At 61.3% G+C, this 12761-nt stretch carries 12 protein-coding genes and 2 tRNA genes; 9 read left to right on the top strand and 5 right to left on the bottom strand.

What is annotated here, in order from left to right; all coding sequences use genetic code 11:
• Nucleotides 1-135 precede the first annotated feature (135 nt).
• The 6 genes from IH944_10395 to ruvB all read left to right on the top strand — a co-directional run bounded on the left by IH944_10395 (nt 136) and on the right by ruvB (nt 6768).
• Entirely contained in the window at nt 136-1659 is a 1524-nt protein-coding gene (locus IH944_10395; GenBank protein MCH7904960.1) for a hypothetical protein, read from the top strand.
• Between the two features lie 29 nt (nt 1660-1688).
• On the top strand, nt 1689-2672 hold the full coding sequence (locus IH944_10390; protein MCH7904959.1) for a hypothetical protein: 984 nt from the start codon (nt 1689-1691) through the stop codon (nt 2670-2672).
• Between the two features lie 227 nt (nt 2673-2899).
• Nucleotides 2900-3415 carry a hypothetical protein gene (locus IH944_10385; GenBank protein MCH7904958.1) on the top strand — a complete coding sequence of 172 codons (516 nt, stop codon included), beginning with the start codon at nt 2900-2902 and terminating at the stop codon, nt 3413-3415.
• A gap of 64 nt (nt 3416-3479) precedes the next feature.
• Nucleotides 3480-5159 (top strand): DUF4127 family protein, encoded by a 1680-nt coding sequence (locus tag IH944_10380; protein MCH7904957.1) that lies wholly within the window; start codon nt 3480-3482, stop codon nt 5157-5159.
• Nucleotides 5156-5740: a Holliday junction branch migration protein RuvA gene (gene ruvA / locus IH944_10375; GenBank protein MCH7904956.1), complete on the top strand. Its 585-nt coding sequence runs from the start codon at nt 5156-5158 to the stop codon at nt 5738-5740. The genes IH944_10380 and ruvA overlap by 4 nt, the downstream gene beginning before the upstream one ends.
• Nucleotides 5737-6768: a Holliday junction branch migration DNA helicase RuvB gene (gene ruvB, locus IH944_10370; GenBank protein MCH7904955.1), complete on the top strand. Its 1032-nt coding sequence runs from the start codon at nt 5737-5739 to the stop codon at nt 6766-6768. Before ruvA ends, ruvB begins: the two co-directional genes overlap by 4 nt.
• Here the strand turns inward: ruvB and IH944_10365 are convergent.
• The gene (locus tag IH944_10365; GenBank protein ID MCH7904954.1) at nt 6751-7584 is read right to left on the bottom strand and encodes an MBL fold metallo-hydrolase; all 834 of its coding nucleotides are present in this window, start codon (nt 7582-7584) and stop codon (nt 6751-6753) included. The genes ruvB and IH944_10365 overlap by 18 nt on opposite strands.
• Before the next feature lie 23 nt (nt 7585-7607).
• Between IH944_10365 and IH944_10360 the strand changes: the two genes are divergently transcribed.
• Together IH944_10360 and IH944_10355 are read left to right on the top strand one after the other, a co-directional pair.
• The gene (locus tag IH944_10360) at nt 7608-8057 is read left to right on the top strand and encodes a hypothetical protein (GenBank protein ID MCH7904953.1); all 450 of its coding nucleotides are present in this window, start codon (nt 7608-7610) and stop codon (nt 8055-8057) included.
• 17 nt (nt 8058-8074) lie between these two features.
• Nucleotides 8075-9202 carry a phosphopentomutase gene (locus IH944_10355; protein MCH7904952.1) on the top strand — a complete coding sequence of 376 codons (1128 nt, stop codon included), beginning with the start codon at nt 8075-8077 and terminating at the stop codon, nt 9200-9202.
• 223 nt (nt 9203-9425) lie between these two features.
• Here IH944_10355 and IH944_10350 read toward each other — a convergent pair.
• The 4 genes from IH944_10350 to IH944_10335 all read right to left on the bottom strand — a co-directional run bounded on the left by IH944_10350 (nt 9426) and on the right by IH944_10335 (nt 12304).
• A tRNA-Pro gene (locus IH944_10350) sits at nt 9426-9502 on the bottom strand.
• A gap of 47 nt (nt 9503-9549) precedes the next feature.
• Nucleotides 9550-11235, bottom strand: coding sequence for a hypothetical protein (locus tag IH944_10345; protein ID MCH7904951.1), 1686 nt, complete (start codon nt 11233-11235; stop codon nt 9550-9552).
• Nucleotides 11236-11282: 47 nt separating this feature from the next.
• Nucleotides 11283-11621: a P-II family nitrogen regulator gene (locus IH944_10340; protein ID MCH7904950.1), complete on the bottom strand. Its 339-nt coding sequence runs from the start codon at nt 11619-11621 to the stop codon at nt 11283-11285.
• 5 nt (nt 11622-11626) lie between these two features.
• Nucleotides 11627-12304, bottom strand: coding sequence for a hypothetical protein (locus IH944_10335; GenBank protein ID MCH7904949.1), 678 nt, complete (start codon nt 12302-12304; stop codon nt 11627-11629).
• Between the two features lie 82 nt (nt 12305-12386).
• Here IH944_10335 and IH944_10330 point away from each other — a divergent pair.
• A tRNA-Pro gene (locus IH944_10330) sits at nt 12387-12463 on the top strand.
• Nucleotides 12464-12761 lie beyond the last annotated feature (298 nt).

Genomic DNA, 12761 nt, shown 5'->3' with positions numbered 1-12761 from the left:
TAGAAATACGGCGGCGGAACGCAAGCGCGTTGTCGCGGGCGGGGGCGTTCGGATTTGTTCGGGATCGACCCTTGACCCTCAATCCGCCCATGCCGGCGAAGATCGTCGTATAATAACAGGCGAAGGAGACAAGAGATGCTAATAGGAGCGTTGTTCGTACTCGTTGCGCAGCAACAGGATGAGGTCTGGATCGGGACGGTGTACCCCGAGACGCACCCGCCTATCGTGCGCGACCGCGTCGAGTTCACGAAGAAGTTCGACCAGATCGAAAAGGGGCTGACGATGCGACAGGTGCGTTCGATCCTCGGCCCGCCGGATGACGTGCTGGAAGAGGACGAGTGGAATTGGGGCATGTATCCCACTGCGACTGTTTGGAAGTACGGATCGACCGGCAAGCATATGCTTGGCACTTATGGGAGAGTCGTATTCGAGAAAAACGCCGTTGACTCGTTCACGGAGGGGGTCGCGAAAAGAAATTTGGAAGATGAGGCGGCTCTTATCCAGGCGATGCAGTCGATGTGGCTCTACGGATTCTACAGCAATCCGTTCCGGCAGTTGAACGCCGGCCTGGACCGTCTTCGCGCTGCAAACGCATTGATAGAGCTTGGCGAAGATGGCGCCCGGATAGCGCTACAGGAGTATTCGCGAGAAGCTTCCTATCGGTATGGCGATGGGATACCACTGTTGATAGAGATGCTGTTTCTTCCAGATGGGATACAGGAAGCCGCTGCTCCCGAAGGATTGCGTCAGAAGTGGATAGTAGCGGGCGGCGTGCCTTTCCTGATGGCGGGTGGAATGTTTCGCGGGAACGGTTACAACGCAGTCTCTCACTATGACAGCTTGCTCAAGGCCAACAGATTTCGTCAAAGCCGGTTTCGACCTGATGACGACCTAAGCGAAATCGGGGAACTGGCAGGAGCCGTTCTCGCGAAGGGTGAAGATCGCGCGATCGCGTTGCTTGGAGTGCAGTTGATCGACCTCTTGTCTTCCGTATTTGAGCCTCCTGCCGGGATGGATATTGACGTCGTGTCAGGAAAAGCCAGCGCTCGGCTGCCAGAGCTCGTCGCTGACATGCGCGCTGTCAAAGTGAAGTGGGATGTCGAGCGCCAGGCCTTCCGGCCGGCGAACGGTCGCATGCTGGAACGTGGCAGGCCGCTGTACAAGGTGTTTCGCTGGATTCCGGACCCGATTCGCGATTCAGGCGTCGAGATTCAGGTAGTTCGAGAGAGCGAGTCGATCATTGAGATTCGATTGACTCGTGTCGTCCCAGCGAGCACTAGAAGACCGTCCGTTCCGTCGCTGACGTTGCTGGTCGAAGAATCCGAAGGTGACCATAAGCTCTTGGGATACGCAAAGACGTTTGAGGGTAGGCAGCCCTTGATCGACAAACTTTCGGAGGGAAGAGAGTTCAAGCAGAAGGTATGGGACAAGGGTGTTGGCGAATACGTGGCCGACAACCTCTACGACAAGACCCGCTGGAGCTACTGGACAGGGGTTCGTCCTCGATTCGGCGCCGGGTCGTCCGGATCAAGCCGGCTTGAGGAGAATCCGCGACTATTCGAAAAGAGTTCAATGTCGTTGGAGCTGGGTGCCCAACCGTTCCGGCTGAGGGTAATCGTGGATGGACAAATGTTCGTCAGCCCGATCTTGCGACCGTAGCGTTCGCTCTCCGCTACAATGTAGCCAGCATGAACAGGGGCGTAGCGGTCTTGCTCATCTTGTTCTCCTGCGGGCTTGCCTCGGCGCAGGTTCCCGAGCCCGCGACGTTCGATGGCGCGACCTGGGCGGGGGTCACTCTCGGTGTCACGCGGGACGCCGACGTCAAGCGGATGCTCCCGGCTGGCAAGGGTGCGATCTGGCCGGAGGCGCTCAAGATCCGGACCGACGACCCCGACCTGTTGATCGACGTCCTGCTCGATGGACGTGGCGCGGACGCCATCGCGCAGGCAGTGCTTTTCAGATACGAAATCGCTGGCCCTAAGATCGAAACGCTGGAAGAGCAATTCGGGGAAAGGCCCGTGCTCTGGTACCACAACGTGCGGCGCGAGGCTTGGCACCTCGCGGTGTTCGCCAAGCGGGGGGTCGTGCTCGTGATGAAGGGCGAAGACGACAACCCGCGAACGCGCGCAGTAGTTCTTTGCCTGCGCGAGCGGCTTCCGCTCATGCTGGCCGGATTTTCGACGAAGCCGACAAAGATCATCGAGGACGACCCCGGCAAGAACTGGAATCGCGTCATCTCGGTCGGTCGGTTCACATGGTCGTTCAATCCATCCAGGGCGTTCGACTGGGAGTCCGTCCGGCCAGATATTGAGCGAGAGATCGCGTTCAAGAGCACCGGCCCGCGCGTCGTCTTCATTCGGTCGGGGCCAAACGTCTATGAAGTCTCGGGCAGCTCGACTGAGGGTGACTCCGGCCTGCTGGTCGAGGTCGCGGTCAAGCTCGAAGCACAGACGCCGTACGGTTTGGTCTCTGCGACGGCTACGGCGACCGAGATGACGAAAAGGCTGACCGCCCCGGTTCTCATCGGCCTAGTAGGCGCCGCAGTCTCAGCGGTCAACAGCAACATGGCGCGACAGGTCAATGCCCTTCGGTTCGGCGAGCCGGAGGTCCACACGCGTGCGGCGATGGAGCGGCTGTTGCTGATGTCCTCGCTTCCGGACGGGCCATCATAGCCGCCAACCAATTCCTCCCCAGGCCCACGGGGATCACGCTCGAACAAAACCGTCGTGGCCGGGGGAGGCTAGGAGGGGGCAGCAGAGATCGCGTCGCTCGTAAACCCTCACCCTAGCCCTCTCCCTAGGCTTAGGGAGAGGGGACTTTCCGTGCCGGTTCGTCAGCGTTCGCACGGCCCGATGAACCATTTGCCAACGACTGAACACCTAAAGACAGGCAACCGGAAATGGCTCAAGAACTGTTCGACGTCAACACGCTGAAGATCGCAAAGCCGTGTACCGCCCGCTGGTCGGAGATGGAAGGCGACGAGCGCGCCAGATTTTGCGGCCAGTGCAAGAAGAGCGTCTACAACGTCGCGGGCATGACGCGGCTAGAGGTGAGCGAACTCATACAGTCTAGCCGGACGATGCCGTGCATGCGCCTTCGGCGGCGTGCAGACGGCACAGTGATGACGGGCGACTGCCCGGTCGGCCAACGAACGATTTGGAAGCGTGTATTCGTCGTCAGCCTTGTTGCCGCAGGCGTGTTTTTATCGTCTGTCGGGCTAACGAAGCGATTGGAGTCAATGCGCGCCGCGAACGGAGCGGAACCAGAAAACCTGGTTGACGTAGCGCGTCACGTGCCCATTTTAGGCGGAGCCATAAACGTGCTTTGGCCAGTCTCTCCGCCCCCGCCGGTCACCTTGCCAGTAGCCGTGCCGACTCACGAGACGGTACTGATGGGCGTTATCGAATTGCCCTAGCAGCGCGACAAAGTCGAACAGGCTACGGTGCTCGTCTTGAGTGCGCAGAGGTATCGTTAAGCATATGCCGCTGACACGGTGGCTTTCTCTCTTCGCCTTGGTCTTGATATCCGTTTCGGGGTTCGCTCAGAACCTACCGGAGCGCGTCCTGCTTGTGCCTATCGACGACCGGCCAGCGACCACGCAGTTCGCCCAGATGATCGGCGAGATGGCGGGCGTCGAGATCGTGCTGCCGCCCAAGAGCATCCTCGGCAAGTTCAAACAGCCGGGCTGGCCGGAGGAGATCATCGCGTGGATGGGCCGCGAGGACATCTCGCAGTACGAAGCGGTGATCATCAGCGCCGATATGCTGGCCTACGGCGGCTTGATCGCGAGCCGCACCGATCGCAGCAGCTACAGGCTGGCGATCAAGCGCCTGCGGCTGTTCTGGAAGCTCAGAAAGACCGCCCCGCACACCAAGTTCTACGCGTTCTCCGCCGTCATGAGGCTAGCGCCGACCGCGACGAACGAGACGACCGACTGGATGCTCGACATGGCGCGATACTCCGTCGAGACGGAGAAGTACCGCACCTCGAAGACCTCGGCTCGCAGGCGCACGCTCGCCAACCTGCGAAGACGAATACCGAGGGGCGAGATAGCTCGGTACGAGAAAGTCCGCGCGAGGAACCACAAGGTTCAAGAGGAGCTGGTGCGCATGACGGCGTTCGGCGTGTTCGACTACCTGATCTTCGGGCAGGACGACGCCCAGGCCCAAGGGCCGCACGTCCGAGAGACCAAACGGCTGAAGCAGATGTCCCGCAACCTGAAAATCGAGCACCGCGTGTACTTCGCCGAGGGGATCGACCAGCACTCGAACATCCTGGTCAGCAGGGCGCTGCTTCAGCACTCGGGCTGGTCGCCGAGGGTGCGGATCGTGTTCGCGGACGACGACGCCACCGGGCGCATCGCCGCCTATGAGAGCGAGTCGATCGTTGCGAGCCTGCGCGGCCAGCTAGTCGTCTCCGGCGCGACTCCGGTCGAGGCCAGCGATCCGTTCGACTACTCGCTCTACGTCAACACGCCGGACTCCGACGACTTGCGGCTGCAGGTGTTCCTCGATTCGCTCAAGAGTGAGATGGATCAGGGGTTTCCGGTCGCGGTAGCCGACATCAACCTTGGCAAGACCGGCACCGGCGATCCCGCGCTCTTCAACGTCGTGACCGAGGAGGGAAGAGCGACGCGCCTCCTCGCCTACGCGGGCTGGAACACCGCCGGAAACACGATGGGCACCGCGATTCCTGCAGCAAACGTGTATCTGCTCGCTCGCAAGGAGCAGGTCGATCCGCTCATCCGCGAGGTCGGCATGCGGAAGTTCGTCCTCCACCGTCTGGTCAACGACTTCGAGTACCACAACTTTGTGCGTCCCGAGGCGTATCGGATGGTCAAGGAGATGCCTGGGGCGACAAAGGCAGAGGCGTACGGCGACGACTTCGACAAGCTGAACGAATACGTCTCCGCCGGCATGCGCGAGAGGCTGCTCGAGCAGTTCAGCCAGCAGCTTTTGGGCACGCGCTTCTTCGTCGGAAGCCGCCAGTTTGAGATCGTCGGTCTCAAGGACGTCAACGTTTATCTCCCATGGCCACGCGCCTACGAGGTGCGGCTCGAATTCGACGTTGAAACCCGCGAGATCGTTCCTGATCCGTCGGGCGGCAGCGGCGGTGGCTCAGTTCAAACAAGTAGACATAAGGTAACCTGTTCAGCATGATCGCGCGGCTCCGTGGTGAGGTTATCGAAGTGAGCGGCGATCGGGTCGTCATCGAAGCTGGAGGCGTCGGGTACGAGGTGTTCGCGCCGCAGCCCGTGTTGCTGATGAACTCGACGATCGGCGCTCCTGCGACCCTGTACATTCGCCAGGTGTTCCGCGATGACGGCCAGTACCTGTACGGCTTTCAGAACCCGGACCAACGGGCGCTTTTCGACCTCGTGACCGACGTTAGGGGGTGCGGGCCTAAGCTGGGGCTGTCCCTTCTGAGCGAGCTTGGCGAGCACGGCCTTGCCAACGCTGTGGTGTCGCAGGACGCGAAGATGCTCGTGCGGGCATCGGGGGTCGGCCCACGGCTCGCCGAGCGGATCAACGTCGACCTGAAGGACAAGATTCAGGAGTTCGTCGTCATGCAGAAGGCGGTCGTAGCAATGGGCGGCTCGCAGGAGGATGAGGTTGTCGACGCACTGGTCGCGCTCGGTTACCGACGCCAAGAGGCAGAGTACGCCGCATCGGACGCTCGGCGCGACGCCGAAGACGTGGAAGGGCAGCTGAGAGCCGCTCTCAGGAGCCTTCAGCGATGAGCCGAGTCGAAGAGCTCGACCCGCGCCGCAAGCAGGAGGACGTCGTCGCCGAGGTCAGTCTCCGACCGAGGACGCTTGCCGAGTTCATCGGGCAAGAGAAGATGAAGTCCAACCTGAACGTGTTCTTGACCGCAGCGCAGCAGCGCTCCGAGCCGATCGATCACATGCTGTTGTATGGGCCGCCCGGACTCGGCAAAACAACGCTCGCGCACATCGTCGCCATCGAGATGGGCGCCGAACTCCACGTTACCAGTGGGCCTGCGGTCGAACGCCCGGGCGATCTGGTCGGCATTCTCACGAACCTCGAACCCGGCGCGGTGCTGTTCATCGACGAGATTCATCGGCTCTCCCGCCCGGTCGAGGAGATTCTGTACCCTGCGATGGAAGACCGGAAGGTCGACATCATGATCGGCAAGGGGCCTGCGGCGCGATCGATCCGCTTGGACGTTCCGCCTCTCACGGTGATCGGCGCGACTACACGGCAGGGGCTGCTCACTGGACCGTTGCGGGCACGGTTCGGCATCGTTTTCAACTTCGGTTTCTACGAACCGCACGAGCTGCTCGAAATAGTCAAGCGCTCATCGTCGCTGCTTAAGTTTTCGGTTGATGGGCCGGGTGGAGAAGAGATCGCGCGGCGAGCGCGCGGAACTCCGCGCATCGCCAACCGCTTGCTCCGGCGCGTTCGAGATTTCGCGCAGGTCGATGGGCTGGAAACGATCGGAGTGCAGATCGCCGACAAGGCTCTTTCGGCTCTTGAGGTAGACGGTTTTGGGTTGGACCGAGTTGACCGCACGCTGCTGCGCGTGATCATCGAGAAGTACTCCGGCGGTCCGGTCGGGCTTGATACGCTGGCGGCTTCGACCGGCGAGGACGCCCAGACGATCGAGGACGTCTACGAGCCGTTCCTGCTGCAACAAGGCTTCATCGCCCGCACTCCGCGCGGTCGCACAGCGACCAAGTCCGCGTACGAGCACCTTGGGATCAAAGTGCCGAAGAAGGGGTTCGGGGACTCAGCCCTCTTCGACTAGCTCGCCGACTTCAAACGAGTCCAAGTCTTCGCCGAAAACGATCGGGCCGTCGTACCATCGCTCGATTTCGTCGACCAAGTCTCCCTCGCTGACACCCCACATCAGCTGATGGGTCAGCACGAGCAACCGAGGGCGCACTTGCGCAGCGATCTCGCCAAGTTCCGATGCCGACGTGTGGACGGCTTCGTGGTACGTTCTCCAATCAGCCGGACGCGATTTCAGGCCAGCAGAGGAGTACACCTCGTGAACCAAGATAGCTGCACCCGCGTAGTTCTCCTCGATCCCGTCATACGGAGCTGTATCGCCTGAGACAACAACGGTGCCCGCCGCCGTCTCAACTCGGTACCCGTAAGCTGGCCAGCTGCCGTGCGCGGAAGCGAAGCAGGTCACCTCGATTTCGCCGATCTGGGCAGAATCTCCCGGCTCCATTTCAGTGGAGTCCATGCCAAACCCAGCGACGGCCGTAGGCTCCAAACCGTCGCTCCGCTCACGGAGGTCGGCCTGATACGCGGTCCACAACCCGTCACCCAACGCCGCAACACCTGGAGGGCCGAACAGGCGAAGCTCGCCAGTGCGACCCAGCACGGGCGGCGTCAGCCACAGGTCTGCAAGCCCCGCAGTGTGGTCGGAGTGCAGGTGCGTCAAAAACACTGTATCAAGCTGCTGAGCGGCGAACCCGGCCTGCAAAGCCCGTCTCACCACACCTGGACCTGCGTCGATGAGAACGAGATCATCGCCATTCGATATCGCGAGCGCGGAACCCATTCGGTCAGGTTCAGCGTTCGGAGTGCCGGTACCGAGCAGCGTCAGCCGCATGGCCCACTGTACTCAATCACAGAGTGAACCAAACGAAGGAACTGGCGTCTTCCTTGGCAGGGCGCACCGCCCACTACGGAGATTTAATGATGAAGAGCAATTTACGAGGAACGATCCTCAGCATCGCAGGCATAGCTGCGCTGTCAGTGGCGATCACGATGGGCGTAGCCAATGCGCAAGGCCAGGTTTCAGACCGAGCTGGCCAGAACCAGCTCCAGCGCGGCCAACAGCGCGGGATGCCGCCGCAGATGATGGGCGGAGGCGGACAGGCCGTGATGCTTCAGGATGGCCAAAACCTGTACATCCTGCAGGGCAACCGGATCTACAAACTGAGCAAGTCCGACCTTGACGTCGTCGCTCTGGGCAACCTGCCGATGGGAATGCGCGGCCAGCGAGATGCAGGCCCGCGGGATCGGGTCCGACCGCCGGAGCCTCTTGAGCCGCCAGCGAGCATCGATCCACCTCTGGAATAATCAATGGCGTGAGCCAGATTCCCGCTCGACGGGCTATCGTAATCGTTCTGGACGGCTGTGGGGCGGGGGCCGCTCCCGACGCAGCCGAGTTCGGCGACCACGATAGCCCGTCGACTGTTCTGCACGTTTGGGAGCACGTCGGCGGTTTCCATGCGCCAAACCTAGAGAGGGTTGGGTTTCTCGCCGCGTGCGGGATAGGCGACGCCCCGTCGGGGCGGTACGGAAGGCTCCGCGAACTCAGTCAAGGGAAGGACTCGGTCACCGGGCACTGGGAGATGATGGGGGTCGTCACCGAGACGCCGTTCCCGACCTACCCTTCCGGCTTTCCGCAAGAACTGATCCGGGAGTTTGAAGAAAAGATCGGCAAAAAGACGCTCGGCAACTATCCCGCGAGCGGCACTGTGATCATCCAAGATCTCGGCGCGAAGCACGCTCGGACTGGCCAGCCGATCGTCTACACGAGCGCAGACAGCGTGTTCCAGATCGCGTGCCACGAATCAGTTATCCCCATTGACCGGCTGTATGAAATGTGCAGGATTGCCAGGAAACTGTGTAAAGAACCGTACAATCTTCAGCGTATCATCGCCCGCCCGTTCGTCGGCTCTGTTGATGACGGATTCACGCGAACGGGGAACAGAAAGGACTTCCCCCTTCCGCCGCCGCCAAACCTAGTCGATGAGATCGGGGACGTCTACGGCCTCGGCGTTGTGCCGGATCTGTTCGGTGGCCGCGGCTTCCGCGATGTCCCGCGCACGCAGAACAACAGGGAGCACGAAACGGCGCTGTGGCAGGCGCTCGACTCCGACGCGCGGTTTATCTTCGCCAACTTCGAGGACTTCGACATGCTGTACGGCCACCGCAACGACCCTGACGGGTTTGCGCGATGCCTCGAGGAGTTCGACGTCACGCTCGGCAAGATCATCTCGCTGCTAACCGATGGCGACCTCCTCATCCTGACCGCCGACCACGGCAACGACCCAACCGACGCTTCGACCGACCACTCACGCGAGTACGTCCCGGTAGCGCTGGTTGGCGAAGGCATCGAACCCAAGAACCTCGGCGACACAGACGGCATGACCGCCATCGGCGCCACCGTCGCAGCGCACCTCGGCCTCGACTGGCCAGCCGGACAGCGACTCTTCTGAGCAATACTCGTCAGAACCCTGTACTTGGGACTGTCAGAAGGGAGGGCGAGCGTCCCCGCGAGCCGCGCCTGTAACTCACGGGCTATCGCGCCGTTCGTCTTTTGAAGTGCGAGGGATCACGGTCTAGGGTCTAGGGTCAAGAGGCGAATCCGAACAAACCCGAACAAACCGAATAAATCCGAACCAGTCCGAACCAATCCGAACTCCCGAGCCAAAAGGAAACTGGTCGGGGCGGCGAGATTTGAACTCGCGGCCTCTACACCCCCAGTGTAGCGCTCTACCAAGCTGAGCCACGCCCCGACGCGGGCAGTCAGGATACCTGTCCCGACTACCACACGCGAAAGACGCTACGAGCCGGAGCTCGGAGGCACGATGAGCGGCGTGCGCCCGTGCCTGAAGAAATAGTCCCATGCGCGGTTCAACGTCGGCACCGTCGCGCCAGCGAGGTACGCCGGATCGGCGGCACCCGCTTTCTCCATCTGTGCCACGCCTTCGAACGATTGACCGGTAAGGGAGAGCGCGAGTGCCAGGGTGTTATGCGCCGCACCGTATTCGGGACCGGCTTGGACGGCCGCCTGCGCGAAGCGGAGCGCGTCGTCGAGCTCGTCCCTGTACAGGTAAATCAGCGCCTGTGCGGTCAACGCCTCAAACGACTCTGGCCTCGCGATGAGCGCCGCCTGGGTGAACGCTTCGGCAAAGCGAAGCTGATACGCCTTCTCCTTGCCAGTCAGAGCGTTGGCGACGAGGAACGAGAGCGCTTGGTTTGCGCGCTCGATGTACATGTCGTACATCGCGGGATCGGCGAGTAGAGCGGCTTGAAACGCTTTCTCGCTGAGTTGGAACTGGTTCTGCCTGTAGTACATCGCCGCCAAGTAGTAGTTTGTGATCGGGCTTTGCCCTTCGGATGTCGCGAGTGAGCGAGTGATCTGCTGCAGCGCCCCGCCACGGCCTCGCCTCAAAGCCAGATAGGCTTGCGTCGTCCTCACGCCGAGGCTGCCCGCGTCCTCAAGAATCGCCTCGCGCTCAGCGTCGAGCGCCGCCTGATCCTCACCCAGATGTTCCATGAGGATCGCTTTGAGCGAGTACCCGTAAGCGTCGGGATACCCTTCGCGCTCATGCTCTCTAAGCGATCGCAGCGCGGCCTGGGTCCTGCCCGCCCTGATCTGCGCATAAATGATCCGATTTGCGATGGCGTTGTCGTCTGGATTCTTCAGCATCGGCGAACTAAGCTCTCCGATCGCGGTCGAGTAACGACCTGTTGAGATGAGCGTGTCGACGTAGGCGAACCACTCCGGCCCGCCGTCCTTGCCAGCCGCAGCCTGAGCAGCGGTTTCGATTTGTGCTTCGAGCACTTCCATCCGCGCCTCGGTCGCCATCTTCATCGCCGAGGCGAGCGTATCCAGTGCTTGATCGCGATCCATGCCCGACTCGACTGCGCTGAACGCCTGCCGCAGTCCGATGCCGGAGAGCAGCGACTTAGCCGGCGTGTTGCCCGGATCGTCCGCGAGAATGTCCTCAGCGAACTTCTGTGCCATGTCGTAAACGCCCTTGCCAAAATATGCGCGCGCGATCGCCATTCTGGCGTCGTTGTTCGACGAGTCGATCTTGAGCGCGATGCGGCAGATTTGAATCGCCTCGTCCCAATTCTGGTTGACTACCGCCTCGTTGGCTCTATCGATGTGGTACTCGATCCCTTTGCCCAGGGCGTTGTCGATCGTGAGCTTGACGTCTAGCTTCGCAGACTCTCCGTCGCGGTTGTACGCGGAGATCGTGAGCATGACCTCACCCTCGTCATACATGAGCGTATCCATCACGAACTCGTACGGCGTGCTTTCATCTGTCGCCACGAGGTCGCCGTTTACGTAAAACTCGACCTGTGTCACGAGCGACTGCGACTGCACCAGCGCCGTGAAACGATGCTCACCGAACAGCGATGCTCCAGGCTGCGTGTCCAGAGTGATGACGATCTGCCCCGCCGCCGGTGCGGAGACGACGAGAGATGCGAGAAAGAGTCCAACGAAACGACCAAACATAGAGTTCAAACCTCACCTAGCATTATGACGCTTTTCAGCTGGGATGGTCACACCGTATCGCTGCCGCGCTCCTCGGTTCGAATCCGAATCGAGTCCTCGACCGGCTCAACGAAGATTTTGCCGTCGCCGGGCTCGCCTGTTCGGGCTCCGGCAACTATCGCCTCGATAAGCGGCTCAAGCAGCTCGTCTTTTGCAACGACCTCCAACCTGCTGCGGATAGGCAGAGCGATCGTCATCTCGCTGCCGGCAAACCGGACTGGCCGCTCCTCGGAGTTTCCCGAACCGCGAACGTCGCTGACGCTCAGACCGCTGATTTCGAGCCTGCTGAGCGCCGTCCGAACCTCTTCCAGACGGTGTGGACGAATGAAGCACGTCACGCGGATCATGAGCTCTAAATGAACCTGAACTTGCGCCAGTGCAGCACGATCCGCACCGTATACGTGATGAAATTGAACTGGTCGCGGTACAGATCGGCCACCGCCGCTGACTGCTCGCCGGCCCTTCTCCTGCGCATCATGGCCGCGAGGTCGTAGACGAAGTAGAAGTTGAAGCCAGCCGCCAGCACCGAGCCGTTCAGGACCGTCAGCCAACCAATACGTCCCATCGCGGCCAGCACGACCACCGTCAAGATCGTTGCGCCGAGAGCCAGCACGTACTGGCCGACGAAGCTGAAGTCCCTGCCGCAGAGGCAGGCGTACAGGACTAGGTACAGGTAGCCAATTGCCAGCACAAATACCGGAGTTCCTGCCGCAGACACGGATTGAGCGACGAGCGACAGCGCGCCGAGCGTCGGAATCAGCAAAACCAACGAGCCGACGTTGTCCAGCCATCCGCCGTTCGTGAACCGGCGAAGCAGCGTCAGCGCCAGCAGCCCGAATGCGAACGCGGCCGCCGACGCACTCAGATCGAGAAACCCAGGCAGCCAGAAATACCCGGCGATGACGGCAGCGACGGACGCGGCGTGCCCGGCGATCACAGTTCGTGTGAAGCGAAGGGTCTCCTTGTAAGACCTCGACGCTATGTTCTCCGAGACCTCTATCGGCTCGGGAAAGTACGGCTGGATGTGCACTGGCTTGATTCTGACAGAAGTCCGCAGGCCCGTCCTGTGAGTTGGGCCTGGCCACGCGCGAAGGTAGAATCTCGAATCCAGTCGGGATGTGGCTCAGCTTGGTAGAGCGCCTCGTTCGGGACGAGGAGGTCGCAGGTTCAAATCCTGTCATCCCGACCAGGTTAGTTTGCAGTTTGCCGTTGGCAGTTGGCTGTTGGCCGTGGGAGGGGCGACCTCATGTCGATTGGAGGATTTAGGGTCAAGGGTCGATACGCGTACCCGAACAGACCAAGTTCCCCAGGCCCGAAGGGTCGAGCTGCGAAAGCCCGGGGCGTAGCCCTGGGTGAGGAATACACGGTCGATGCGCCCTGAAGGGGCGCGATGACGGCCACGCAGTCTCAAACGGCTCGCTCATCACATATGTCATATGGGTCAGATATGTCGTATCGCAAGAGCGACGCCCGCCGCGCGGCGCCCC

This window comes from Armatimonadota bacterium, assembly GCA_022563855.1.
Lineage (GTDB): Bacteria > Armatimonadota > Fimbriimonadia > Fimbriimonadales > Fimbriimonadaceae > JADFMN01.
The sequence above is the reverse complement of the archived record's forward strand: the minus strand, read 5'-3'. Positions and strand labels throughout refer to the sequence as shown.